Annotated in this window: 23 protein-coding genes and 4 pseudogenes; 17 read left to right on the top strand and 10 right to left on the bottom strand. The window is 67.4% G+C overall.

Annotated features, from left to right (window positions below; genetic code table 11):
* Position 1: 1 nt before the first annotated feature.
* The gene (locus AB0959_RS29145; RefSeq protein ID WP_366829583.1) at positions 2-931 is read right to left on the bottom strand and encodes a hypothetical protein; all 930 of its coding nucleotides are present in this window, start codon (positions 929-931) and stop codon (positions 2-4) included.
* 156 nt (positions 932-1087) lie between these two features.
* Positions 1088-1927 (bottom strand): hypothetical protein, encoded by an 840-nt coding sequence (locus AB0959_RS29140; protein WP_366829582.1) that lies wholly within the window; start codon positions 1925-1927, stop codon positions 1088-1090.
* 849 nt (positions 1928-2776) lie between these two features.
* Here AB0959_RS29140 and AB0959_RS29135 point away from each other — a divergent pair.
* Both AB0959_RS29135 and AB0959_RS29130 read left to right on the top strand, forming a co-directional pair.
* Positions 2777-3160: a hypothetical protein gene (locus tag AB0959_RS29135; RefSeq protein WP_366829581.1), complete on the top strand. Its 384-nt coding sequence runs from the start codon at positions 2777-2779 to the stop codon at positions 3158-3160.
* A gap of 277 nt (positions 3161-3437) precedes the next feature.
* Complete coding sequence (locus tag AB0959_RS29130) at positions 3438-4457, top strand: DNA-directed RNA polymerase subunit alpha (RefSeq protein ID WP_366829580.1); 1020 nt, start codon at positions 3438-3440, stop codon at positions 4455-4457.
* 757 nt (positions 4458-5214) lie between these two features.
* Here AB0959_RS29130 and AB0959_RS29125 read toward each other — a convergent pair.
* Complete coding sequence (locus AB0959_RS29125) at positions 5215-5646, bottom strand: ATP-binding protein (protein WP_366829670.1); 432 nt, start codon at positions 5644-5646, stop codon at positions 5215-5217.
* 5 nt (positions 5647-5651) lie between these two features.
* On the bottom strand, positions 5652-5972 hold the full coding sequence (locus AB0959_RS29120; RefSeq protein WP_366829579.1) for a hypothetical protein: 321 nt from the start codon (positions 5970-5972) through the stop codon (positions 5652-5654).
* A gap of 12 nt (positions 5973-5984) precedes the next feature.
* Here AB0959_RS29120 and AB0959_RS29115 point away from each other — a divergent pair.
* Positions 5985-6097 (top strand): annotated as a pseudogene (locus AB0959_RS29115) (nucleotidyltransferase family protein); the annotation flags it as partial.
* A 54-nt stretch (positions 6098-6151) separates the two neighbouring features.
* On the opposite strand, the gene AB0959_RS29110 reads toward AB0959_RS29115, so the two are convergent.
* Positions 6152-7075, bottom strand: coding sequence for an NADP-dependent oxidoreductase (locus tag AB0959_RS29110; RefSeq protein WP_366829578.1), 924 nt, complete (start codon positions 7073-7075; stop codon positions 6152-6154).
* Positions 7076-7181: 106 nt separating this feature from the next.
* Positions 7182-7577: a MerR family transcriptional regulator gene (locus tag AB0959_RS29105; RefSeq protein WP_366829577.1), complete on the bottom strand. Its 396-nt coding sequence runs from the start codon at positions 7575-7577 to the stop codon at positions 7182-7184.
* 649 nt (positions 7578-8226) lie between these two features.
* Here AB0959_RS29105 and AB0959_RS29100 point away from each other — a divergent pair.
* The 3 genes from AB0959_RS29100 (at position 8227) to AB0959_RS29090 (ending at position 10104) form a co-directional block, all read left to right on the top strand.
* Positions 8227-8730, top strand: coding sequence for a peptidoglycan-binding domain-containing protein (locus tag AB0959_RS29100; RefSeq protein ID WP_366829576.1), 504 nt, complete (start codon positions 8227-8229; stop codon positions 8728-8730).
* Positions 8731-8787: 57 nt separating this feature from the next.
* Entirely contained in the window at positions 8788-9000 is a 213-nt protein-coding gene (locus AB0959_RS29095) for a hypothetical protein (RefSeq protein WP_366829575.1), read from the top strand.
* A gap of 498 nt (positions 9001-9498) precedes the next feature.
* On the top strand, positions 9499-10104 hold the full coding sequence (locus tag AB0959_RS29090) for a hypothetical protein (protein ID WP_366829574.1): 606 nt from the start codon (positions 9499-9501) through the stop codon (positions 10102-10104).
* 430 nt (positions 10105-10534) lie between these two features.
* On the opposite strand, the gene AB0959_RS29085 is transcribed toward AB0959_RS29090, so the two are convergent.
* Both AB0959_RS29085 and AB0959_RS29080 read right to left on the bottom strand, forming a co-directional pair.
* Positions 10535-10840 carry a hypothetical protein gene (locus AB0959_RS29085; RefSeq protein WP_366829573.1) on the bottom strand — a complete coding sequence of 102 codons (306 nt, stop codon included), beginning with the start codon at positions 10838-10840 and terminating at the stop codon, positions 10535-10537.
* A gap of 219 nt (positions 10841-11059) precedes the next feature.
* Positions 11060-11533, bottom strand: coding sequence for an ATP-binding protein (locus tag AB0959_RS29080; RefSeq protein ID WP_366829572.1), 474 nt, complete (start codon positions 11531-11533; stop codon positions 11060-11062).
* Positions 11534-11887: 354 nt separating this feature from the next.
* On the opposite strand from AB0959_RS29080, the gene AB0959_RS29075 reads away from it, so the two are divergent.
* Together AB0959_RS29075 and AB0959_RS29070 are read left to right on the top strand one after the other, a co-directional pair.
* The gene (locus tag AB0959_RS29075) at positions 11888-13264 is read left to right on the top strand and encodes a S41 family peptidase (RefSeq protein ID WP_366829571.1); all 1377 of its coding nucleotides are present in this window, start codon (positions 11888-11890) and stop codon (positions 13262-13264) included.
* Between the two features lie 117 nt (positions 13265-13381).
* A pseudogene (locus tag AB0959_RS29070) lies at positions 13382-13703 on the top strand (YdeI/OmpD-associated family protein); the annotation flags it as partial.
* 227 nt (positions 13704-13930) lie between these two features.
* On the opposite strand, the gene AB0959_RS29065 reads toward AB0959_RS29070, so the two are convergent.
* Positions 13931-15889 carry an ATP-binding protein gene (locus AB0959_RS29065; protein WP_366829570.1) on the bottom strand — a complete coding sequence of 653 codons (1959 nt, stop codon included), beginning with the start codon at positions 15887-15889 and terminating at the stop codon, positions 13931-13933.
* Between the two features lie 644 nt (positions 15890-16533).
* Positions 16534-17064: pseudogene (locus tag AB0959_RS29060) on the bottom strand (HAMP domain-containing sensor histidine kinase); the annotation flags it as partial.
* A 4-nt stretch (positions 17065-17068) separates the two neighbouring features.
* Here AB0959_RS29060 and AB0959_RS29055 point away from each other — a divergent pair.
* The 9 genes and pseudogenes from AB0959_RS29055 to AB0959_RS29015 form a co-directional block, all read left to right on the top strand.
* Positions 17069-17398: pseudogene (locus tag AB0959_RS29055) on the top strand (FAD-dependent oxidoreductase); the annotation flags it as partial.
* Positions 17399-17844: 446 nt separating this feature from the next.
* A complete protein-coding gene (locus tag AB0959_RS29050) occupies positions 17845-19083 on the top strand; it encodes a helix-turn-helix transcriptional regulator (RefSeq protein WP_366829569.1) in 1239 nt (412 codons plus the stop codon).
* Positions 19084-19191: 108 nt separating this feature from the next.
* Positions 19192-19632: a hypothetical protein gene (locus tag AB0959_RS29045; RefSeq protein WP_366829568.1), complete on the top strand. Its 441-nt coding sequence runs from the start codon at positions 19192-19194 to the stop codon at positions 19630-19632.
* Entirely contained in the window at positions 19632-19826 is a 195-nt protein-coding gene (locus AB0959_RS29040; protein WP_366829567.1) for a hypothetical protein, read from the top strand. Before AB0959_RS29045 ends, AB0959_RS29040 begins: the two co-directional genes overlap by 1 nt.
* 217 nt (positions 19827-20043) lie before the next feature.
* Complete coding sequence (locus AB0959_RS29035) at positions 20044-21048, top strand: hypothetical protein (protein ID WP_366829566.1); 1005 nt, start codon at positions 20044-20046, stop codon at positions 21046-21048.
* A 78-nt stretch (positions 21049-21126) separates the two neighbouring features.
* The gene (locus tag AB0959_RS29030; RefSeq protein ID WP_366829565.1) at positions 21127-22659 is read left to right on the top strand and encodes an amino acid permease; all 1533 of its coding nucleotides are present in this window, start codon (positions 21127-21129) and stop codon (positions 22657-22659) included.
* Entirely contained in the window at positions 22659-24092 is a 1434-nt protein-coding gene (locus AB0959_RS29025; RefSeq protein ID WP_366829564.1) for a glutamine synthetase family protein, read from the top strand. Before AB0959_RS29030 ends, AB0959_RS29025 begins: the two co-directional genes overlap by 1 nt.
* A gap of 38 nt (positions 24093-24130) precedes the next feature.
* The gene (locus AB0959_RS29020; protein ID WP_366829563.1) at positions 24131-24631 is read left to right on the top strand and encodes a LuxR C-terminal-related transcriptional regulator; all 501 of its coding nucleotides are present in this window, start codon (positions 24131-24133) and stop codon (positions 24629-24631) included.
* 133 nt (positions 24632-24764) lie between these two features.
* Complete coding sequence (locus AB0959_RS29015) at positions 24765-25649, top strand: aminoglycoside phosphotransferase family protein (protein ID WP_366829562.1); 885 nt, start codon at positions 24765-24767, stop codon at positions 25647-25649.
* Positions 25650-25741: the final 92 nt, after the last annotated feature.

The following is a 25741-nucleotide window of genomic DNA, read 5'->3' as shown; positions in this document are numbered from 1 at the left end:
CTCAGCCGGCCCGCTCGGTGACCTGGTCCTGCTCGCCGGTCTCCGGAGGCAGGGCCGCGGACGGGGCGAGGTCGCGGCGCTCCCGAGCGTGCGCGTATCCCATCAGGCCGAGCAGTGCGGCCAGCAGAACGGCCGACGAACCCGCCGTACCGAGGTCGAGTCCGCCCTTGGCGACCGGCTTGGTCAGGAAGTCGCCGGCGGTGGCGCCGAGCGGACGGGTCAGCACGAAGGCGATCCAGAACAGCACCACGTTCGGCACCGCGGGCACCTTCATCAGGGCCACCAGCACCAGCAGGACACCGATCACGAGAGCCGCCCCGCCCGCGTAACCGAGGCCCGAGCTGTCGGACAGGAAGTCGCCCATCGAGGTGCCGAGCGTGTTGGAGACGAGGATCGCCGACCAGAAGAGCGCCTCCCCGCGGAAGCTGACGATGTCACGGATGACGAAGGTCACTCCGGTCAGCTTCCACACGGCGAAGATCGCCAGCAGGATCGAGACCAGGATCGCCGCGCCGGTCGGGTAGCCGAGACCGAGGCCCTGCGGCCCCCAGCCCAGCGAAGTGGCTCCGTTCGAGAGGTACTTGGTGCTGGCGTCGCGGTTCATGAAGTCGGACATCGTGGTGCCGGCCATGCTGGTCGACAGGATGACCGTCCAGTAGAAGAACGGGTTGTAGCGCCGGGAGCGCAGCTGCACCACCAAGGTCACCACGAAGATCAGGAACAGCGCGATCGTGGTGAGGAAGTACCCGAGCTTCAGGGTCTGGGCGAAGAGGTCACCGGCCGTTTCGCCCAGGGTCGTCGCCGCGATCTTCATGACCCAGAAGGCGAGGGTGACCTCGGGCAGCTTCTTCATCACCGACTTGGCCGTGGTCGCGGGCCGCCGCTGCCCGCCGGCAACGCCGAAGTCGCTGAGGGCTTCCGGATTCTCCAAGGTCGGACACTCCAGTTCGTGGGGGGAGTGGCAGGGCGCCCGTCTCCGCGAAGGGGACGGGCGCCCTGCGACATACGGGCCGACCGCGCAGGCCGGCCGTGGTGTACGACCTTGTCGGCGATTGACTGAACGCTTCCTGAACGCCTCCCGGGCTGTTCAGACCGCCTGCCGCGGCAGGCGCGCCGGGTCCGCGACGTCCTTGCGGGTCACCGTCAGATAGACCACCAGGCCGAGGATGACCGCCAGGAAGAGCCCGCTCGTGACGACGGTGCCGAACCCGAGGCCGCCGTCGCCGGTCGGCTGGGAGAGGTAGTCGCCTATCGAGGCGCCCAGCGGGCGGGTGAGGATGTACGCGATCCAGAAACTCCACACCGCGTCCAGCCCGAGGGCGAAGTGGGCGACCGCCACCGCCGCGATGGCTAGGGCGAAGAGGACCGCGGCCAGCCAGTAACCGAGGTCCATGCGCTCGGAGACCAGGTCTCCCGCCGCCGTGCCGAGGGCGAAGGTGAACAGCACGGCCAGCCAGTAGAACGACTCGCGACTGGTGGAGTCGATGCTGTGGATGGACAGGGTCCGCTCCCGCCGGTACCAGACCACGAACACGACCGCGAGGAGGATCGCGAACACCGTGGTGCTGGTCTCCAGCGGTACGCCCATGTTGTCGGTCAGGTTGTCGCTGATCAGGGTGCCGACGACGCTGATCAGGGCCACGGCGAGCCAGTACACGCCCGCGCGGTAGGCGGTGGTGCGGAACTGGACGACCAGCACGACGGCGAGCAGGGCGCTCATCAGCACCGAGACGCCGGTGAGGCCGAGCCCGGCCTTCTCGTTGAGCAGGTCCGCCGCGGTCTCGCCGACCGTCGTGCACAAAACCTTGATGATCCAGAAGTAGACGGTGACTTCGGGGACCTTGTTCAGACCCAGGCGATGCGTGCGGCGGGTGCGACTACGGGGGTTTCGTTCGGCTTCGGGTGTTTCGGACAGTTCGTAGGTCATGAGGCACGACCGTGCCATCGGCTACCTGAACGCATCCTGACCGCGCGTGATGATCACCGCCCCTCCCCACCCACGCCCGGTCCCCGCACGACGGCCTCATGCGCCTTCCCGTGTCCCGCCCGCACATATCGGCGTTCCGTCTCGCAACGGCCCCTGCGCCGGAAGAAGGCCGCCATGAATCCTCCGGCTTCTCCCCGACCGCCCCATGCCCGCGCGACGAACTGGCTGCGCCACCGGCTCGGCTGCGCCGCCCGCCTCTCCTAGGTCGCCGCTCTGGCCTTGCTCGCCGACGGTCCGCCGGAACGCCGCGCCCCACTCGAAGAGATGATCGCGCTGACCGAGTTCCTCGCCCAGCGACTCCCTTCACTGCTCGACGAGTGGCACGCCCGTCGCCAGGTCACATTCGACAGAGAGGTTGCTCATCAGGACCGACCCCGCCCGCCAAGCACCCCCACACCGCGAAAGAGTCCAGGCATACTCCCGCGCCTACCAGCGCATCAAGAACCGAGGCCACGGCCTGGCAACGCCTCATCCACGCCGCAGGCGGTGAACAACAGGTGGCGGCCTACTGGGCCCAGAAAACCGGCCCAGCCGGCGAAACCACCCCATCGCCCCCGAGGGAGGACAAGACCGGAGAGGGCCAGGGCAAGCCGAGCGCCAAAGCCAAGCCGTCGAAGGGGTTCTCCAACCGGTCCTAGGCAACACGCGGCCCAAGGCACGTCCGCCCCTTGCATGCGGAGCCGGCTCGGCCTTGGGTAAGCTGCGAGCGGCTCCGTCGCCCTTTCCCCCACCAGCCGGTTTGCAACGTCCGGCTGCTGCGCCGGCGGGCCCACGACCAGGGGGACGCACGTGAGCACAGCACCGCTGAAAAGACCCACGCCCGAAGAGCTGGTGGAGCACATCGCCCACCTTGGCCGGGCCCTGTGGGCAGCCACTCACCTGGGCGATCCGGCACCGGCGGTGGCGCGGTTGCGCGACCGGATGGACCAGCCCCGACCCGGCGACCTGGTCATGGAGGCCACCCAGTTCGCTGCCGACAACTTCGATCCGGATAGCGTCGGCCGCCTGCTGAGGATCGAACAGTGGCCGGGCTGGCCCACACGATGCGTGATCGAGCCGCTGCTGCGCCCCGGGGAACAGCGCGACGGGCTGGATGTGCCCCTCATCGCCCTGCCCGACCAGCCCAGCTACGCCCACTGGACCGAACAGCCGTCGCCACGCGGCGGCGCATAACAGTGAGATGACAGCGCCTGCTCTGCCCCTTGCAACGCGGCGGAAACGGCGGTCTCCTCGGCCAAGAGCAACGGGACGAACTGCTGGGCATCGAGCTTGCCCAAGAAGAGGAAGGCAGTGGTGGCGAACTGTTGCAGTCCCTCAGCGGTGATCGGTGAACGGCTCCCTGTCGGGCGGGTTCGGCCTCTGCGGAGGCCGCACCGCCTGTAGCGCACGTACCCTTCGTGGTGTCTGCGGCGTCTCTTATCCGACGCCAAACCACTGGAGGCAACACCCCGTGCTGATTGCTCAGCGTCCGTCCCTGACCGAAGAGGTCGTCGACGAGTTCCGCTCCCGGTTCGTGATCGAGCCGCTGGAGCCGGGCTTCGGCTACACCCTCGGCAACTCCCTGCGCCGAACGCTCCTCTCCTCGATCCCAGGTGCGGCGGTCACGTCCATCCGCGTCGACGGCGTACTGCACGAGTTCACCACCGTGCCGGGCGTCAAGGAGGACGTCACCGACCTGATCCTCAACATCAAGCAGCTCGTCGTGAGCAGCGAGCAGGACGAGCCGGTGGTGATGTACCTGCGCAAGCAGGGCCCTGGTCTGGTCACCGCCGCCGACATCGCGCCCCCGGCCGGTGTCGAGGTGCACAACCCCGACCTCGTCCTCGCCACGCTCAACGGCAAGGGCAAGCTGGAGATGGAGCTGACGGTCGAGCGCGGTCGCGGTTACGTCTCCGCCGTGCAGAACAAGCAGGTCGGTCAGGAGATCGGCCGTATCCCGGTCGACTCCATCTACAGCCCGGTGCTCAAGGTCACGTACAAGGTCGAGGCGACCCGTGTCGAGCAGCGCACCGACTTCGACAAGCTGATCGTCGACGTCGAGACCAAGCAGGCGATGCGTCCGCGTGACGCCATGGCCTCCGCCGGCAAGACGCTGGTCGAGCTGTTCGGGCTCGCCCGCGAGCTGAACATCGACGCCGAGGGCATCGACATGGGTCCGTCCCCGACGGACGCCGCCCTCGCCGCCGATCTGGCGCTGCCGATCGAGGAGCTCGAACTCACGGTCCGTTCGTACAACTGCCTCAAGCGCGAGGGCGTCCACTCGGTGGGTGAGCTTCTGACGCGTTCCGAGGCCGACTTGATGGACATCCGCAACTTCGGTGCGAAGTCCATCGACGAGGTCAAGGCGAAGCTGGCCGGACTGGGCCTGGGCCTCAAGGACAGCCCGCCCGGATTCGACCCTGCATCCGCCGCCGACGCCTTCGCCACCAACAACGAGGACACGAGGTTCGTCGAGCCCGAGCAATACTGAACGCTCTTCGCCACCCGCCCAGGCCAGTGTGCCCGGGCGAAGACGGTCGCGAAGGCATATCAGCTCAGCTGCGACGGCCCCGGGACCCGAGAGTAGCTCCTGCTCTGGGGTGTCAGCGATCACGTAGTTCCCCAGGCTGCGGTGCCTGGAGACGGGCTCCGCTTTCGCGGAGCCCGAGGTCGGACCTGCCAGTCCAGTTGCGGCTCGGGGACGCCGACGGAGCGTCCATATTGCTGAGCTTCGCTGCGGCCTTCGGCTTGCCCGCGGGGGTAGCGGAAGACCTTGTGGGCAAAGATCACGAACGTTTCGTCAGCGGTGTGGAAGTCGGTGTACCAACCTCCCGATGAGGCCAGGCAGGAAGAGAGCTGATCCGCGAGCCGGTGGGCGGCAGACTCCTCGGCGGAAAATTCCAGGAGTGTCCAGTGTCGTGGCTGGTGATCTCCGGGGTCCGTCATCTCGACCCGCGACAGTTTGGTGATCTGCAGGGGGATCCCAGTCAACTGGGGTTCCGACCCGCAGGCTCTCGGCGATCAGTACTCCTTGCAGCATCCGAACCTCCTTGATGTTGGTGTCATGAGACGAACTTCCGTTCCCAGGAGGCTTGTTGGGCCGATAGCTGGGTCCGTTCATGATGACCTGGTGGCTGGCATTGATCAGCCGGTCCAGCAGCGACTCGGCGACAACGGGGTTGGAGAAGAGGGGATACCAGTCGCTCGTTCGCTGACGAGTTCGTAGAGGTCGTCAGCCTGGGGTGCGGTCACCTGGCGCATCGCGAAGTCATCGAGGATGAGCAGGTCGGGGCGGATCGTGTCGTGGATGCGTTTGTCCCAGGTTCAGTCCGCGTGGCCGCCGGCGAGCTCGGCCAGGATGCGGCTGGTCTTGGTGAAACGGACTCGCCGGAGTGGAGCCAGCGCAGAGCGGCCAAGTCGCGGATCTGAGCGGCGGGAAGCTTCGGGGAGGCGGTGAAGTCGAACCCTTCCAGGGTGGCTTGCTGCTCGAACTTCGCTTGGCGCAGACGTCGTTCGAAGACGACGGTCTCACGGCGAGTGATCTCGTCCCGGCATAGGACCTGGAGGAAGTGGAGCTGGCCGAGTTCGCCCTTCTGAGCCTGGGTGAGGTGGGCGTCGAGGGTCTCCAGCATCCCCGACAGCCGCAGGGTCTTGAGTGATTCACGCAGAGCGGTGGTCATCACGCTCACCGGGCGGCCTCCTCGGCGTCACCGCGGTCCTGGTCATCGTGGAGCTGGCCCGGCGTCTGCATGGGGATGGCGAACAATCCCTCGGGCCCGTGCAGGCAGGCCGCGGCTCCGGCCTCGCCGGTCTCCGGCTCCGGGTTGGTCTCGGTACGGGCGACCAGGATGCCTTTGACGGTGCGGCAGGACGGGGCGCCGACCGTGACTACCGTGCGGCAGACGGCTTCCAAGCGCGTGTCGCCGTACTTCTTCCGCAGGCCGAGCTCTCCCTGAGCGGCCCGAAGGCGGTAGAGGGCGTTGACCTCCAGGAGCTGGTCGATCACCTCGCGGCAAGCATCTCCGACGTGTTCAACCTTGCTTTCGCCCCAACCTGGTCCTTGCCCCGCGGAAGGTCTATGAGACCAAGGCGGCCCGTTGGAAGAACGAGTGGCCGGAGCTCACGGTCCTGGCACCTCGCCAGTCCGCAATGGACGGTCGACAGCGTCAGACGGCCGGGCACCTCTCATGCCACCTTGATGACGACCTTGCCCGAGGTGTGACCGTTCTCGACGGTGGCGAGGGCGGCCGGGGCGTCGGAGAGCGGATGGACCGCGGTGATTACGGGTGTGAGGAGTCCGTCGAGGGCCAGCCGGGCCGACCGCTCCAGGTTCTCGCGGTCGACGCGACGCTCGACGAAACGCCCACCGAGATCGGGCACAGACATGTCACCCACAGCGATGACGTTGCGGGGATCCTGGGCCAGCGGAGCGACCGTCCGCAGCGAGGTGCCTCCGACCAGGTCGACGATCCCGTCGAAGCCGTCCGGAACCAGCTCGCGTGCCGCGGCGGCGACGTCCTCGGCGGTGTAGTCGATGAACCGCACCCCGATGGCCTCGGCGTGCTCGCGTTTGGCGGTACTCCCGGTGCCGATCACACGCAGCTCGCGCCCGATAGCCAGCCGGGCGACGGCGAGGCCGACCCCGCCCCCGACTCCGTTGACCAGGACCGTGGCACCAGCCGGGAGGCTGAGCTGGTCGAGCACGTCCACCGCGGTCGTCCCGGCCACTGGCAGCGTTGCCGCCACGGTCGCGGCCAGACCCTCCGGGATGCGTGCGGTGTTCGGCGCGGACAGCACCGTCGTCTCGGCGTAGGTGCCGCCACCGGTGAGTGCGAAGCCGAAGACCGCGTCACCCACCTCGAGCCCGTTGACGTCCTCGCCCCGGGCGAGAACGGTTCCGGCTGCCTCCATGCCCAGCACGCGGGGAAACGGACGCCCGCCGTCGAGCCCCTCGACCAGACCCGAGCGCAGAACGTGGTCGAGGGGATTCACGCCGGCGACGTCGACCTGGATCAGCACCTCGCCGCGACCGGGGACGGGGTCGGGACGATCGAAGAACTCCTGCACCTCGGGCCCGCCATACCTGCCGAAACCCCACGCCTGCCCCATCTTCCGCCGCCTCTCGTACGACCGACCCGGTGATTCCGGGCGTTGTCGCCATCCTCACCTCTGACATTGATGTGAGGGGCAACCGGCTGAGACGCAGATCACAGCATCAGGCCGAGCGCGCCACCGATTCCTGGGCCGTGGACAGCTCCGCCCGGTGTCGGCTGTTGGCCCTGATCAGCACGTCGAGTGCATCCCGGGTCTCGATCAGGTGCGCGATGTCGGCGTCGATCCGGTCGCGCTCGCGCATCATCGCCGTGAACGTTTCCTCGGCGACGCCCAGGTCACCGGGGACGTCCACACACGGCAGCACAGTCGCGATCACCCTGCTGGACATACCCGCATCGAACAGCTGTTGGATGAGTGACACGCGCTGGACCGCAGCATCGGAATAGTGACGCTGCCCCGCGGCGGAGCGTGAGCTGGTCAGCAGGCCCTGCTCTTCGTAGTACCGCAGTGAGCGCGGACTCACGCCCGTGAGCTTGGACAACTCGCCTATCCGCATCCCTGAGAGCCTACGCCCGCGTGCTCCAGGTGCAGACCGCCGTCGAGTCATGGACGCTCGCGGACACCCCCACGGCCGCGGGGTTGTCCACCCGGTCCGATGGCTGAGCACGTTCGTCCGTACACGCCTGAGCACTTTTCTTTCTCAGTACGCCGGCAATGGAAGATCAGGCGACCTCTGCAAAGAGCCCCGGGGGGCCGGGTCATGACGTCCCCGGGGCCGCTCTCCACCGGCCCGTTCCAACCGGGTGAGAGGCGCGGCCGTGGTCTGCACGGAGAACAGACACGCGACCGCCACCCCGCAGTGTCGCGTGCCCTCCAGCACGGCCTGGGTAACGACACGGACCGCGTCAGGCAGCAGCGCGTCGGTAGCCCGCACAGCCACGCGCAGTCGAGCGGGAGCAGACCAAGCCCTCTGCGGACCGACCACACCCTCTCCCGGTTCACCTAGACCCGGACTGGGCCGCCAAGCAGGGACTCGACCTCAGACCCACAGACCTAAATAGACCCAGCTGAGCCTAATGACCCCTCCCGCATAACCCATGGTTGCCAAAAAGGCGCATGGAGTTACGATGACTGCGGTTCGTCGGCATCATGCCCACTTGCGCAAGTAACGCGCTTCATGACGCTTCGAACCCAATGGGGGAAAAGTGAGCCTTCGGGGTTTTACTTCCGCTGCTGCCATAGCCGTCACCCTCGCCACCGCGGTTCTGGTCACTCCAGCTTCCGCGGACGACTGGAACAGCGGCATGGGCCCCAGGGCGGTCAGCGTCCAAGACCTCGACCGACCGGAGTGCGAGAATCTGGCCATCGGTGCATCCGGCTGGTGCACGACGGCCCTTCAGACCACCCTCAACCAGGTTGGTTACCGCGTGGCCACAGACGGCAAGTTCGGACCGGGCACCCGAGCCCAGCTGCAGCTTTTCCAGCAGGAACACGACACCAAGGCGGACGGCATCGTCGGACCAGCCACCCGTTTCCGTCTGCGCGGCGCAGTCGCGAACGCCGAAGCCGCACAACGCATTCAGAACCACGAGCCCGGACTGCTCGCCACCTTGGCGTGCGAGTTCACTCCGACCGGCTTCGACTTCGGCCTGCGGGCACTCGGTGGCTTCTCCTGCGAGGACATGGTCGACGGGACCCCGGCAGCCTGAAGCCAACCCGACCGCAGGGCCTCTCTGCCGGCGGCGTCGACGTCAAAGCTCTCCACGATGAGCAGCAGCGCTTCGACGTGCGAGCGGTTGAGTCTGATGCGGGACGGCAGCTGTGACCCGCGTCAGCGGATGAGCGGCTGCCAGAAGATGGCGGTCACTGCCCGGATGAAGATCCATGCGGTCCTCTCGCCCGCCGGGATGGAGCCCGATGACGCGGACGAACTGGTCTGTGCCGTCGAGGCCGGTGCTGTCGCCAACGCCCACTGCTGAGTCGAAGAGCTCCCCGGCTGCGCTCCCCGCGCTCAGGGCGCCGCCTACGGCGAAGGCTGGGACGACGGGGTCGACGTGGCCTCCAACGCGCTGGTCGCCGCCGACATCATGTACCGGCAGCGCGGACGCGCCCTGACCACCGGCTGTCTGCCGGCGGGCGAGGAGACCCTCCTCAACCGGCTCACGGCCACAGCCCTACCCGTTGACGAGCCAGGACTCGTTTCAGCAGTCCGGCCGAACGGCAGTCTCCCGGCGACGTCACTTTCACGCTCAAGCGCCGAACGCGCCTCCGGCGCAGGGTCTGTCCGGCAAGACCTGCCGGACAGACCCCAGGGCGAGCCTCCCAGCCGCACCTGCGCAATCACCTTCTACCCGGTTCTACCCGGCCGGCGTAGCCCGCTCTCGCGGCTTCACCCACACGGGTGCTCAACGGCCAACCGTCGGCGGACCTGAGGATGCTCCTGCTCACCCGGGGTGCTAGCCGGGTCCGCTGTCCGGGTGAGCGAGGTGCCCGACTCCGAGATCCGTGAGGGCAGCCGCTCTAACGTGCGGGCCATGGACGACACCCCGATGCCGGAGCCGCTGCGCCGCGCGGTCCACCAGCTCGTTGCCGAGGCGGTCCAGAACTGCCAGGAGGTACTCCGCTCCACCGAGCCCGACCTGGCAGGCGACTGGCAACGGATGACGCTGTGCCGGGCGACGGACGCCGCGGACACCCTGGACATGACCTCGCTGCTGATCGCCGCCTACTGCCAGCGCACAGGCATGTCCCAGGACACGCTGTCGTCGTACCTCCAGGCCCGTCAACAGCGCAGCCGGGCGGCCGGACCACAAGACTGCGACCGGCAGGAGGTCGCCGGACTGCTGAACGGCCCCGCACCCGACCCGGATGACCGTGAAGCATGGCTGAGGTTCTCCTGGGGCCACGGCTTTGCCGATGCCGCGCAGACCTACGAGGACAGCCCGCAGAGACTGCTCACCCAGGCATGCCTTCACGGACTGCAGGCCCGGCTGTGCGACGACGTCGAAGCCCTGGACAGCTATCTTCCTCCCCGCATCGCAGCACTGGCCCGGAAGATCGCCCAGGTCCTGGAGGAACCGTAGCCAGCCCCCGCCTGACACGGACCTCGCAAGGGCACCGTCCGGTCACTTCGACCGCTGCCCACCGATGGTGACGCCCGGGCAGCGGCCGGCGCTGCCCGGCGTGTGGGGCACAGCCTCGGTCGGACGCCAGCCCGCCAGCCCGGTGGACGGCTCGGCACCCTAGGTGTGAAACTTGCGGCGACTGATGCTGTCACCAGCGAGGGCCGTGACTACGGCTTGGTAAGGCCCGCATCCCTCCGTTGTGCGGGTCGTTGCCCGCCCGGGGCGGGCAGGTGAAAATCCCCCGTCGCCTGCCCGCCCCACCCACCGCCCGCGTGCAGTACCTTCCTCACGGCCTTCATTGCGCGCGCTTCACGGACTGCGCCTGGCCGTCCGCGGGAACCGTCACCCATGTCCGCTTCACCTATCGGATGGTCGTCAAGTTCAGCGGTTACGTCGGCATGACCCGCACCTCGCCATTGGACCGGTCTGCCTGCACCGCGTAACCGGCCTGCGTGAGGATCTCCAGCAGCGCCTGGCGCAGCGCGGTGCGTATGCCTTCATAGTCGGCGTCCCGCCGTCCGGCGGGATCCAGTTCCCCTGTTGGCACCCACCCCACGCTCACCGCATCTGGCTCCCGGTGAACCCTCAGCCCCGTCCGGTCGTCCGCGTTTGTTGACGCTATGTCGAACCCGGCATGGGCCAGCGTCTGGCACACGTCCTCGAACAGGTTTTGCAGGGCAGTCTCGTCAGCCATGCGCAGAACCTCCCCAGTCCGTCACCAGCGATCCGGGCCCCGGCCACGAAGGCCGTGCGGTGACGCCGGTCCCCGTCTCCCGGACAGGGCCGTGGAGCCCGCCAGTCGCGGCAGGCTCCACGGGTGAGGGATGCAGCCCACGGCCCGTGAGCCGAACCGTGCTCCACCCGCCCTTGAGTACCACCGGCCGCAGACGCCAAACACCCGACGGGCGCCTGGTCATGACTCGTCGCGAGCCGCGTCTGTGAGTGTTTCATCGGCCAGATCGATGGTCGCTGTGATGCGCTTGCCCACCGGCTCACGGTGCACTTCAAAGCTCCGGCAGATCGCCGTCACGATCTCCAGGCCGTGCTGCCCCACCCGGACCGGATCGGCGTCCCGGATCACCGGCAGCCGGGGTTCGGTATCCCACACGGTCACCTCAACAGCACCCTCACGAGCCTTGAGCGTCAGCAGCGACGGGCCCGGCGCGTACTTGCGGGTGTTCGTCACCAGCTCGCTCACTACCAGCTGCACCACGTCCACGGATCTCTGAGGCACCGGCACCCCATGCTCGGCCCGCAGGTCCATCAGAAAGGACCAGGCACGATCACGAGCCTCAGCGATCGCCTCACTGCCCTCAAACACGGCAGATAGCGCTGTCGGACCGTCGGCCGGCAACCGCCGTCCCTCTCCCCTTGCAGCGTGATCCATACGAGCCGCCTTGCACCCAAACCATCACATTGACACACCAGGTACCCCCGCGGCCCCAACTCAGGCGTGGCCAATGGGTGATCCCACCCGCTACCCAGCATCTCCACGCGGCGGGCGCACATCACAAGCAACGACTGAAGCTGCCGCTGTCGTAGCGGCACGAGCTTCAGCCTCCCCACCGTGCGCCTCGCCGACAACCTCCAGGCACCGGCCCCACGCGATCGCCCCTGGGCTCTGCCGGTAGCGGGGGTTGGCCTCACCTTCGATCAACCGGACAGCCGGATGGCCGGGAGAACGCCATGTCGGCGACCGTGGGGCTGTCCCGAGTAAGTCGCCTACGGAGAAGGCAGGATCGTGCGCATTGTCACGGCCACCGCCGCCGCCCTGGCCCTTGCTGGCCATGCCGCGCCGGCCGCCACCGCCCACCAGCCGACCACCGACGGAATCTGGCACATGGACGGCTACGGCACAGTCCTATCCATCCGGAACGGAACCTTCCAGGAGTACCAGACCACCGCCGTCAGCTGTCTCAAGGGCGATTCCGCGCAGCGGACCGGCCCCGGCACCTACACCATGCCCGACGGCACTGTCCTCACCGTGCGCACCCAAGGAGGCCGCGACCGCGCGTCCATGCGGGTGGACGGCTCCGTCGGCGACCGGAACCTGCGCCGGATCCCGGAGTTGCCCGACGCCTGCACGAGTCCGGCCCCCAAGGGTCCGCTCGCTGCCTTTGACGTCTTCTGGCAGTCCTTCGAGGAGAACTACCCCTTCTTTTCCGCCAAGGGCATCGACTGGCACGCCGTACGCGACCAATACCGCCCCCGGGTACATGCTGGGACGATGAGGGACGAGCTCTACGCCGTCTTCAGCGAGATGGTCAAGCCGCTCTACGATGCCCACGTTGCCGTCCAGGACGGCGATCGCGTCTACGCACAGGTTCGCCCCGGCACCGTCGTGCCCACAGAGGAGTTGGACACCAAGGTCAAGAAGTTCATCGTGGCGCGCGACCTCAGGAACGCCCGGAACCTCCAGGACTTCGCCAACGGGCGGATCACCTACGCCGACCTCCCCGGTGGGCAGGGCTATCTGCGGATCTCCGGCTTCGGCGGATACGCGGGCGATGGCGCCCCCTACGCCGCCCAGCTGGCCGAGCTCGACAGGGCGCTGGACACGGTCCTCAGCCGGGAGCGCACCCAGCGCCTGAAGGGCCTGATCATCGACCTGCGGATCAATGGCGGCGGCTCCGACGCCCTGGGAATCCACATCGCCGAGCGCCTCACCGACACCTCCTACCTCGCCTACTCCAAGCGGGCCCGCAACGACCCCGCCGACCCCACCCGGCACACCCGCCCCCAACCCGCGTATGTCACGCCCGCCCAAGGGCCCCGTTACACCGGGCCGGTCGCCGTGCTGACCGGCGGCTCGACCTTCAGCGCGGGGGAGACCTTCACCCAGGCCCTCATGGACCGGCCTGGCAAGACGGTCCGGATCGGGCAGCCCACACAGGGCCTCTTCTCGGACGTCATGTCGCGCAAGCTCCCCAACGGCATGTCGGCCTGGCTTCCGAACGAGGAGTTCCTGACCCGGTCGGGCAGGACCTTCGACGGCACGGGCATTCCGCCGCACCTCAAAGAGCCGGTCTTCACGAAGGAGGAGTTCGACAAGAAGAGGGACTCGGCCTTCGACACGGCTCTGAACATCCTGCGTAACAACGGCGGTGCCACGGGCTGACGCAGGAGTGGCGGGCTTGGGGACAACCCGCTGGAGATCACGGAAAGTCACTACCATGCCCAGCAGCACCGACAACTCGCGACAGTTGAATACGCGAGCCCACCAGTACCAAGGCCGTCCAAGGCCAACCGGGACAAGGCGGCAGCCCTGATCGAGCAGGGCCGGATGCGTCAGCCGGGGCAGGCCGAGGGCGACCGCGCCAAGACAGACGGCCGCTGGGAGGCGGCCTACGAACAGGGCGAAGACCGCCACGGCGCCGGACGACCTCGCGGCGGCCCTGACCGCCGACCCGGCCGCAGCGGCGTTGTTCGAAACACTGGACCGGCAGAACCGCTACGCGATCCTGTACCGGGTCCAGGACGCCAAGAAGGCCGAGACCCGGGCGCGCCGGATCGAGAAGTACGTAGCGATGCTGGCGAAGGGCGAGAAGCTGCACCCGCAGTCACGCAGACGGACCGTGGCCGCGTGGTGCCCTGAGGTCCCGACGCGCCTGCGGCCCCGGGGCAGCAGCCACCAGGTGCCCTCACCGAGGGTAACGAAACACCAAAGGCCCTGAGCAGGCGCACCGCACAAGATCGAAGATCCAGATAACGCCTCGATGCCGGATGCACGGCCACAGGCTGCTGACAACCGCGTAGCGCGCGGCGAACGGGCAGGCTCCCCCAGTCAGTGCTGGCCGCCGTCCGAGGACGCTGACGGGTCGGGGCCTTCGCTGAGGCTGGGCGGCAGGAACTGGGCGTGTTTTGAACGCAGGTACTCCACTCCATCGTCATGAGTGGCCCGGTAGTTGAGGTTGCGTTCGACGAACTTCAGACGGTGCCGGGCGTCATTGATCACTTCGGACCAGGTGCGCACCTGCATGCGATGACGGTCGGTGCGCTGAATGTAGCCGAAGGGAAGTCCTGTCTGATTCCGGCGGGACTCGGCGAATTCGTCGAGGGAGTTGCCGATAATCCAGAAGTCCCACGAGACGTTCGGCTTGTTGAATCGCTCGTCACGCATGACCGCCAGCGCGTACTTTTCGATCTGCATGAGCTCGTCCGCACCGATTTCCTGACTCGGCCGCTTCAGCTCGACCACGATGTTCTCGACTCGGTCCTGCGCGATCTCGCACGTGCGAGTGAATACGAGGTCGGGGATCGGGTTGGTGCCGTCGTGACGCAGCACGGGGGTATGACCGGCGAGTTCGACATCGTCGCCCAGGAAGTGGAGATACTTTGCGAGTACCTTGGTCAGGGGCTCATCGTCGCCGGTCAGAGCGTACTCTTCCCCGAAAACCCAGGTCTCGTTGGCCAGGATGCGGTGAAGCTGCCTCCGTTCCAGCGTCTCGCGCCTCGGCTCGCTGTCGAACAGGATCGTGTCGAGTCCGGACAGAAAGCTGAGCCGGTCTCCGACCTTCTTCGAGGTGGCGATGATCGACGAGAGGGTGGTTCTGTCGAGCAGTTCGCTGAGCTCGGCCAAACGCTCCGCCGACAGTTCGAGGACGGCCCGCAAGACGTGGTGGAGGTTCCCGGGGTTCGACGCGAGCGCTTCGCGCAGGAGCCTCAGGGTGAGCTTCCGCGAACGGAAGTCACCGTCGTTGATCACCTTCGATGCCGTGAAGGCGACGATGTCGAAAACCTGACGCTCTGCGTTCTCTGCGGCAGAAGACGATCCGTCGCTGTACGGGTAGCTGCCTTCCGACACCCAGTCCCTGATGATCGACCTGCGCCTGTCCGCGCTTCGACGCTTGAAGTGCTCACGCAGCTTCTCCTTGGCCGCCGTGACAACCGAACTCATCGGCTCCAAGCCGGACTCGGCAAGCAGTACGTCGTGCCCCCTGAACCCACCCCACTTGAGATAGGCAGTGAACTCGAACCCAGGAGCCTGGATCCCCGGCTTGATGTCATGAAGCGCCATCCCGGCCTCATCACACAGGTACAGGGCCCGGTCGACCTGGCGACGCCACTCGATGATGACAAGTTGCGGCTTGTCGTCCAGCCCATCGATATCCAGGTCGTACTCCTCACGTTCGACCTGCAGCGCCACCGGATTGAGCTTCTGGCCACGCCACGAAATCTCAACATGCGGGTACGACTCCAGATAGATCGCAAATTCCGCCGAAAGCGTGTCAATCAGCGAGTCCTGCTCAAGCTGCTTGCCAGCCGCTTCATCGACCGAGACGACCGAGACCGCGGTGCCGACACCGCCTTCAGTAGGCGACGTGGTGATGTCGAAACGGCGCAGGTTGTGGCGCTCGGCGCGAATCCGCATCTCGGTCGAGGGTTCTTCCCTGTACACCGTGCGCCATTCGACGACATCGCCGATACCGAACGCCGCGAACCGCCCCTTGCCCTGCTCTCCGTGCAGACGCCTGCCCTGCTCTCGCGTGGTCCTGGTGGACCTCTTCCATGAGCCGCCCAGTGCACCGAACCCCCGCTGCACGTCGTCCGGCGACATGCGATGACCGCGATCCACGACGACAACGCGTTCCACCGCGCCCAGCGTGCTGAACTCGAGTCGCCCATCGACCACATCCGCGTCCGCGTCGAGGGCGTTCCAGATGAGCTCCGTCAGGCCGGCCCGCGGACTGCGGACGAGGCGGGCCAGGTGATCTCCGTCCACCTGCACGGTCAAGGAATGCATGCGTGCATGAAAGCACGACGTGGGCCGATTATGCCCGGCTTCGCCCAGACACCCACACATTCCAGGTCATCACCATTTCAGAGGCCAAGGACCGGCTCCGTAGGTGCCGCCATCGGCGCAGCACCTCGTCAGGAGAGCTACTCCTCGCCCGGTTCATCTGACTCAGGCGGCTGGTCGTAGGCGTCGAGGAGCCCTTCGATGCGCTGGTTGTTGATGGACTGCCGGTCATACAGGCACTTGGCGTACCGGGACAGCAGGACCTCGACGCTGTTGCCGGCCCGCTGGGCGACCTCAGCCGGATCGGCCCCCGCGCACAGTCAGGTGGACAGCGCCGAGTGTCGAAGGTCGTACGGCCGTTTCGCGAGCGGGGTGTTGCCAAGGGCGGGTGGCAGGGCGAGGGTCTGCCGGCCCCGGTTGTAGGTGATGTAAGCGATGACTCCGCCGCATTCGCTAAGAACAGCTGGCCGTCATCCGCCGTGCCGAAGGCGGCGACGTGCTCCCCCACAGGGCCACCAGATGCGGGGGTGGCGGCACCACCACCCGCTTCTCCCGGCGGGCGGTTCTTCAGCCCGCGCTCGTCGTGGTTCCGGCCGGTGTTGGTCCACCGTTTGCTCGCCTAGGGAAGCGTACGGTGCACTATCACCTCAGCGTGCGGTGACTGTTGTCCGCGCTGTTCGGGGGGAGCCGTTACCGGTGCGTCGCCGCCCGCCGCCCGCCGCCCGCCGCCCGCCGCCTGCCGGGCGCAGCTGGACGCACGCGTCCAGCCCCCCGCCGGGGGCCGGGTGCAGGGTGATCTCGCCGCCGGAGGCGCGGGCCAGGTGGCGGACGATGGGCAGACCGAGGCCGGTGCCGTCGTGGTGGGAGTCCGAGGCGCGCCAGAACCGGTCGAAGGCGCGCTCGCGGTCGGCGGGCGACGTGCCGGGGCCCTGGTCGATGACGTGGAGTTCGGCGCCGGGGGCGCGGGTGAGGGTGAGTGTGGTGCCGGGCGGGGAGACGCGCAGTGCGTTGGCGACCAGGTTGTCGATGATCTGCTCGAGCGCGCCGGGGATGGCCCAGACCTGCCCGGCCGGCGTTCCGGTGAGGGCGAGGGTGACGCGTTGTTCGGCGGCGAGGGGTTCCCACGCGGCGGCGCGGTCGGCCAGGACGGCGTCCAGGTCGGTGGGTTCCGGGGTGGTGGTGCACGGCGAGACGGTCGTCCTCGGCGGGACAGCCGTCGACGGCGACGCCAGCCTCCACGGCGACGCTGTCGCGGCCCGGGCGATTGTCGAGCGCTGCGCAGCGGTCGAGCCGCGGCTTGCGGACGCCCCCGTTCTGGCCCATCGCGTGGGAGCGCGACCGGCACGAGCCGAGGTGCGTGTCGAAGTAGAGGACCGGGGAAGCGGAGTTCCCGTTTTTCACAACTACGGACATGGCGGTGCCGGCGTCACGCTGTCATGGGGGTGCGCCGAAGAGATCGTCCGCTTGGTGACCGCTGCTCCCCGGGCCGTCACGGAAGTGGAACGCGAGTAGGTGCAGCGTGCGGGCGTCCAGTCTCAGCCACTCTTACCTCCTTTGGCGCATGAGACGGTACGAGTGCCGCACTTCACGAGAGTATGGAGCCGGCGCCCAGGTGTTCGCGTCGTGCGCAGTGCTCGCGGCCACTGTCCGTAACGGAACTCGGCTCATCGATCGCGGCGATGAAAATAGCGCGCGGACAAATTGTCCGTAGGTGCTTTTCCGCTAGCCCTTGACTGCCGGGCGGCAACAACTCTCATATTCTCGCCCATTTGTAACGGGTTGCCCCATTTACTCCAGTTCGAAAATGTGTGATGAGAGCTTCAGGCGCGGCATCAAAAGGCTTCACTCCTTGATCGCGGCGCTGTCAGCACTGTTAACACTTGGCGACCAGGGGCATGGTGCAAGGCCTTGTCCGTACTCTGATCGGAGTGCTGCATCGCGAAGGGACAGATCCACCGATGAGTGAAAACCTGACGCTGGGAGACCGTCTCCGTACGGCACGCAGGACACGGAAGCTGTCTGCAGCTCAACTGGCACAGAAGGTCGCAGTCTCCCCGAGCTACGTGCAGAAGCTGGAGTCCGGCGCGCGGAAGGCTTCACCGTCGCTGGTGTTGGCGCTCGCCAAGGCGCTGCGCTTCGGCCCTGAGGTGCTGACCGGCCAGCCGTACTACGGCGAGCCGGAAGCAGAGGACGGCGTCCACGCCGTCATCCCCGAGCTCCGTCGCCTCCTGCTCTGCTACGAAAGCCCCGACGACCTGGAGATCGCCCCGCGGGCGCTTCCCGTGCTCGCTTCTGAGGTTGACCAGGTGGCGGCCCTGCGCCGCGACGCCCGCTACGCCCCCATGGGCCCTCTGCTGCCGCCGATCATCACCGAACTGACGCATGTGGCCCTCGGTAGCGGCAATGGCGACCAGAGCAAGGCGTTCTGGCACCTGGCACGCGCCTATCGCGCAGTGAACTCGTTGGCCCACAAGATGGGCCACCACGACCTGTCGAACACCGCGCTGGAGCGGGTCCGTTGGGCGGCTGACCGCTCCGGGGACCCGCTGATGCAGTTCACGGCCGGCTATCTGGTCGCGGGTGCGATGCTTCGCCAGGGCGCCTACTCGTCTGCTCGCCGCAAGCTGCTCGCGCTGCGGACCGAGCTGGAGCGGTTCCAGCCGGAGCGGTCCTTCACGGCCGACTCGCTTGCCGTCGACGGTGCGTTGCTGTTGAAACTGGCTGTACTGGAGGCCCGCGAGAACAGCCAGGATCGTGCCGATGCGTACCTGCGGGAAGCCGAGCAGGTGGCAGGCATGGCGGGTAACCGTGACTCCCTGGCGTACGAGATGTCGTTCGGCCCGACGAACATCCGCATCCACGAGGTGCACGCGATGATCGACATGGGCGACACCGAGCAGGCCCTCGCCCGCCTCACCGAGTGGTCTCCGGTTTCCGGAGGGGAGTGGGCGCCGCCTGCTACGACCGTCGGCGAGCGGTCGAGCCACCACTTCATCGACGTGGCTTCCGCGAAGCTCGCCACAGGTGACCGGGCCGGTGCGTTCGCCGATCTCAAGCGTGCCCGGAAGGTCGCTCCGAACCACACCCGGTTCCACCCGTCCGTTCGGGAAACCGCGTCGGCGCTGCTCAGGATGGACTCCCATCCGTCCAACGAACTCTCGGCATTCGGCAGTTGGACGGGCATAAGCGCAACTTAAGGGTCTGTCAAGGGTTTTGGCGAGTCAACCCCACGGACAATCTGTCCGCGCACAGAACTTGCTGAGTGGAATGGTCTCCTCACACGTAGTGGTGAGGAGGCCTTTTCCATGTCCGACGCCAATCCAGCAGCTCGCGCGCTCCCGCCGCGCTGGATGCCCATCGGCGAAGAGCCCGAACTGTGCTCCGCGGGCGAGTGGTGGGATGCCGTGCGTGCCGAGGAGGCCGTAGGCCAGCGCGCGATCGAGATCCTCAAGGAGGGTGACGAGCGTGTCGGGCCGGTGATCCTGGATGCCGGGGGGCCGGAGCCCCGGCTGTACTTCCTCGTTCCCGTGGGTACCGCGGCTCGCTGGGAGGAGCCGGGAACTGTTGCGCTGGGCCAGAAGTGTCACGTCGTCGTGCCGTCCGCTGACACCACGACACCTCCCGGGATGCACTGGCATGTCTTCCCGAGCGGCCCGCGGTCGCTGACCCGCCCCGATGCTCTTCGCCGCGCGCTGAGCCAGGCACGCAGGGAGCGCCGAGGGCCTGTGGAGGAAGCAACCTCCTGATGGCCCTGAGTATCTCCTTCGTGTTGCTGCTCGGCATCGTCGTGGTCGTTCTGATCCGCGGTAAATCCCTGAAGCCCGGGCCGGCGATCGTCTGTGTGCTCTTCGGGTTCTTCCTGGCGAGCACATCCATGGCCCCGAGCATCAACCGGTTCATGACCAGCATCGCGGACATGATCGGCCAGATTCGTTTCTAGGCTGCCCGGCTCGGTGACCGAGCCGCCGTCCGCCGCTCGATGGCGGAGCACCCCATCCACTGCGCGGTCCCATTCCCCCCCCAACCTGTCTGAGGCCCTCGATGACATCGATGCCCAACCCAGAGAGCACGACGCCACCTCGCACAGTTCGAACGCACAGGACGAGCAGCCTCGATCTCGGGTTCCGTCACTGCCTCGTTCGAGTCGCGGGGCTCTGATGCGTCTCGTGTACCACCCCGCCGGCCACGACGGCGACCTACGTGTGGCCATGGAAGAGCTGGATGCGGGCCGCTGGCGAACGGCCAGGAAACTGCTTCTGGATACGGGGACGCACTGGGCGCTGCGGACATCGCGTACTCAGGTGCTGGCCTGGGCGGCAGCTCGTTCGGATGTGGTCAGCGTGTGGCTCGACGAAGAGCCCGGGAGCTATGACGCCCAGTTGATGAGCGCCCGTGTCGCCGTCGAGCGCGCGTTGCGGGCACACCGCCAAGGGCATCCGTACACCTGGGAGTTCGAGACCCGGGCACGGCGTGGGGCGTTGCTGGCGGCACGACGCGCGCCACAGGATCCCGTGCCGTGGGTGTGCCTCATTGCTTTGGCGCAGCTCGACACCCGGCAGGTGCGTCCTGAACACTGCTTGGAACCCGCCGAGCGGATGCTGCCGAGCGGTCCATGGGGGTTGTTGTACGAGGTCAACCAGCGTGATCCGTACAACCGTGAGGCCTACCACCGCGTGCTGCAGTTCCTGCTCGCACTCGACGGCCCCCAGGCCGCGTCCTTGGCGGCGGTGTTCGACTTCGGGCGGTGGGTGGCGTCGCAGCGGCCGGTGGGGTCGTCGTTGTTGCTCCTGCCGGCGTACGCGCAGATCGAGCAGCGGCGGCGATCGCACATCGATCCGTTGTGGCGGCAGCAGTGGGCGCATGCCTCGACGCTGGACTACACGCTGGATGCCTTCCACGGCTGGTTCCGCAAGACGCCGGCAGGTCGGTGTTCGGTGGCTGATCTGAACTATCTCGCCTACGCGTTGTGGGCGGGATGTCAGTATCTGGAAGCCGCCGAGGTGTTCGCGGCGATGGGCCCGTACGCGGCCCGCGAGCCATGGGTCTCCGTGCACGACGGGGCCGCAGGCCCGGACCCCGGCGAGGCGCTACTGCTTCGTGCACGTGCCGAGTCCTTCTCCTACGCCCGCTCCCATGGGGCGCGCGCTGGGCCGCACCCGTGAGGAATCTCCGCCCCATGCCTTCCCTAATTGGCATGACCCCGCCCATTCCTGCTTTCCCTGAAACCTGGAGGTTGTCCTGTGTCCCGTTTAAGCCACAGCCATCGCGCGGCGCCCCGGAAGGCCGATGACGCATACCTGAGGGAGCTCGGCTACGAGCCGGTGTTGACCCGGCGCATGGGGCCGTTCGGAAACTTCGCGATCTCGTTCAGCGTCATCAGCGTGCTGTCCGGCTGCATGACGTTGTACGGGTTCGGTCTGAACACCGGCGGTCCGTCCGTGATGCTGTGGGGCTGGATCGTCGTGGGCGCCATGGTGATGTTCATCGGCGCCGGACTGGCCGAGGTGACCTCCGCCTACCCGACCTCGGGGGCCCTGTACTACCAGGCGGAGCAACTCGGCGGCCGGAAGTGGGGCTGGTACACGGGCTGGCTCAATCTGCTGGGCCTGCTCGGCGCCATCGCCGGCATCGACTACGGGGCCGCGCTGTTTACCGGCGCCTTCCTCAACTTGCAGTGGGGCTTCGAGCCGACGCCCGGCAAGATCATGGTGATCTTCCTGTGCATCCTCACCCTGCACCTTGTCCTGAACCTGTTCGGGGTCCGTCTCGTCAGCATCCTCAACAGCATCAGCGTCTGGTGGCACCTCGGCGGCGTCCTGGTGATCGTCGGCGCGCTGGCCATCGTGCCGTCACACCACCAGTCCGCCGACTTCGTGTTCGGCGAGTTCGTCAACAACACCGGCTGGTCCAGCCCTCTGTACGTGGCGGTGCTCGGTCTACTGCTGGCTCAGTACACGTTCTGCGGTTACGACGCCTCCGCGCACCTGTCGGAGGAGACGACCGACGCCCAGGTGTCCGCATCCCGCGGGATCATCCACGCGATCGGCTGGTCGTGGCTGGCCGGCTTCGTGCTGCTGGCCGGGCTCACGTTCGCGATCCAGGACTACCCGGGCACCGTGGGCACCGCAACAGGGGTCCCGCCGGCGCAGATCTTCCTCGACGCCCTGGGCATGGCGGGTGCGAAGGCGCTGCTCCTGGTCGTGATCGTCGCTCAGTTGTGCTGCGGCAATGCCGAGACCGCCGCGGCCAGTCGGATGGTCTTCGCGTTCTCGCGTGACGGGGCGCTGCCAGGCTCGCACCTGTGGCGGCAGGTGGACCGCCGCACTGGCACACCACGCAAGGCCGTGCTGCTGTCCGTCGTGTGCGCCGCGGTGCTGGCCCTTCCCAGCCTGTACAGCCCGGTCGCGTACGCGGCGATCACCAGCATCAACGTCATCGGCATCACCCCGGCGTACGCGATCCCGATCTTCCTGCGGGTCAAGAACCGGCACCGGTTCCGGCCCGGCCCGTGGAACCTGGGCAGCTGGGGCGTGACCGTGGGCACGATTGCGGTCATCTGGGTGATGTTCGTGACCGTCCTGTTCCTTCTGCCGCAGACGCGCCCCGCCGACGGCGGCCTGGTGTCCGTAGAGACGTTCAACTACGCGCCGATCGCTCTGCTCGTCGTCCTGGCCCTGGCCTGGGGGTGGTGGCGGAAACAGGGCAGTTCGTACGAGGTCCCGGCCCAGAACTTCGACCGCTCGGCGGCTACGTACGAAGACGAGGTCGTCTGATGACGAGAACCACGATCAGTAACGTCCCTACGGCACGTCTGGCTGCCGCGCCCGCCCCCGAGCGGGGCGGGCGCTCCGAGAAGGCGGTCTCGCTGTCTGACCTGCGGAACCTCATCAAGGCGGGGGCGATCGACACGGTGCTGCTCGCCCTGCCCGACCTGCAGGGGCGGCTGAAGGGTAAGCGGTACGACGCAGGTCACTTCCTCCAACGCGTCGCGCACCACGGTGCGGAGATGTGCGCCTACGTCCTGGCGACCGACGTCGAGATGAGCCCGGGGGACGGCTTCGCGCTGACCTCATGGGAGACCGGCTATCAGGACCTGACGGTCAAGCCCGATCTGGCGACAGCGCGCGTGGTGCCGTGGATGCCGCGTACCGCTGTGGTGCTCGGCGACGCCGTACACGAGAGTGGCACGCCCATCGAGGTCGCGCCCCGACAGATCCTGCAGCAGCAGCTGACCCGGCTGGCCCAGCACGGCCTGCACCCTCAGGTGGGAATCGAAACCGAGTTCGTCCTCTACAAAGGCACCTACGCCGACGCGGAACAGACCGGGTACCAGGGGCTGCGGCCGGTGACGGCGGAGAACCTGGACTACGCCCTCGACCATGATCCGGTCTGCGACCGGTTCTTCCGCCGCCTGCAGCGGGCACTCGCCGGCGCGGGCATGCCCGTCGAGGCGATCAAGACGGAGGCCGGTCCCGGTCAGGTCGAGGTGACCTTCCCGTACGGGGACGCGCTCGCCGCCTGCGACCAGCACCTGCTCTTCAAGCACGCGGTCCGCACCTTGGGCTCACGCGCCGGACTGGCGCCCACCTTCATGGCCGCTCCCGAGACCGGCCGCGCCAACGGCCTACACCTGCATGTATCGCTGTGGTCGAAGAACGGCGTCAGCCAACTCCACGCCCCCGACAACGACCGCGCAATGTCTCCAACCGGGCAGCACGCGATCGCGGGGCTGCTCGACGCACTGCCGGAACTGGGCCCGTTCTACGCACCGAATGTCAACTCCTACAAGCGGTTCACACCCGGATCGTTCGCTCCGACCAACTTCGACTGGGGCTGGGACAACCGCACCTGCGCCGTCAGGGTCGTCGGTCGCGGTGAAGGGCTCCACCTCGAGATCCGCGTGCCGGGAGCAGACGCCAATCCGTACCTGGCTCTGTCCGCCGTACTGGCGGCCATCAATCACGGCATCGAGCAGACGCCTCGCCTCAGCATCGAGGAGACCGGTAACTCCTCTCGCATCATCGGCAACCTTGTGCCGACCGCCCTCGCCGATGCCATGCCCGCCTTCCACACCAGCGCCATAGCCCGAGAGGCGTTCGGCACCGAGGTGGTCGAGCACTACTGCCATCTCGCCTACCTGGAACTCCAACACCAGCAGCGTGTGGTCACCGATGCCGAGCGGCAGCGGTGGCTGGCTCGCGCCTGACCCCTCACACCATCGAGAAGAAGGGATCTCAAGCTCCCGTGAGTGCACGACCGGCGCGCCCGCCCGCCACACCCCTCGGGCTCACCCCCGCACAGGTACGGATCGTTCAGAAGGTCGCGGAAGGCAAGAGCACCGCTGCCATCGCATCCGACCTGACGATTACCACTGGGACGATCAACGTGCAGATACAGCACTGCGGTCAGAAGCTCGGGGTGCGCGGGCGGGCCGCCATCGTCCACGCCTGCTACGTCACCAAGCAGCTCGAACGCCCCCGGAAGGTCACCTTTCCAGGAACCCTCTCGGACGCGGAGATCGAGACATGGCAGATGATCGCTATCGGTGCGACGCCACAGGAGTACGGGGACCGTGCCCGCATCAGCCGGGACACGGCCGTGCAACGCACCAGGGACCTCCGAAAGCGCGTCGACGCAGGCAACGACCCGCACTTGGTGTCGCTCGGCTGGACCTACGGCGTTCTCGACGAGTCCCTCGTCGAGATGGCCTCCGGCACGATCCTCCGCGCCCAGGCCCCCGTATGACCTGCTCAGGCCGCATTGTCAGTGCCCCCTGGCACACTCCCCACTCCCGACTGAATACTCAGAGAACCCAGTCCATCACCATGTGTGACTCATGTGGCTTGGTCCATGGAAGGGCGCACCAAACGTGACCGATATGCCCAGCGCACTCCACCAGCTGGTGGGATCGGTGACCGACACGTACATCGTGGTTGCCGAATACTCCCGCCCGGGCGTCAACCGACCATCGCTCTGGGAGGTCGACGGACTCCACGGCGCACGGTGGTTCGCCAAACAGCACGCGGGCCCGAAGCTGCACCGGCGGGAGGTCGACGCGTACGGGAAATGGACGGTCGCCCTGGGTGCCGACCGTGCGCCCGAGCTGATTGCTTCGGATGTGGAGACGTGCACCGTCCTGGTCACCGCGGTGCCCGGACGGAGCCTGGACACACTGCGGCTGCCGGCCGAGCAGGAACGCACGGCGTATGAGCAGGCCGGTGAACTCCTGGCTCGGCATCACACCGCGGCAGCGGACGAGCCGACCACGAAGGTGACCGAAGAGACGTGGGACTCGACGGCAGCGAAGCTGCTGGATGATGCTGCGCCCCATGTGCCGGAGCACGAGATCACGCTAGTGCAGGCGCTCGTCAAGGAGGCTCCGCCGCTTCTGCCGCAAGTGGCGGCGCACGGCGACTACATGCCCAAGAACTGGATGTGGGACGAGACCGAGCAACGGCTTCGAGTCATCGACTTCGAACGGGCCGAACTCCAGCCCGCTGCCCGCCGGGACTTCAGCCGACTTCGCTACCGGATCTTGCTCCAGCGCCCCGACCTCCTTGCCGCCTTCCACCACGGCTACGGCCGCCAGCTTACCGAGCAGGAGCTGGCGGCGTGCCGGGCGTACGCGGCGCTGGACGCGCTCGACTCACTGTCCTGGGGAATCACGCACCGCGACATCGGTCTCGTCGACGAAGCCCACACCATGCTGGAAAACCTGCGCCAGGAGAGCGGCGGGCGCCTGTGGGGCGGGTGGGGCCAGTGAATGTCATTGGCGGAGCCTCCTCCTGCTGCAGGGAACAGCGGCGCGCAGGGGACGGCGTCTTCGGCCCGCAAGGGCTGGCTGATGAGGAGGCG

Origin of the sequence: Streptomyces sp. NPDC046862, from assembly GCF_040704615.1 — a bacterium.
In the GTDB taxonomy this organism is placed as follows: Bacteria; Actinomycetota; Actinomycetes; order Streptomycetales; family Streptomycetaceae; genus Streptomyces.
Note: the sequence above shows the minus strand (reverse complement) of the source record. Positions and strands in the feature narration are given on the sequence as shown.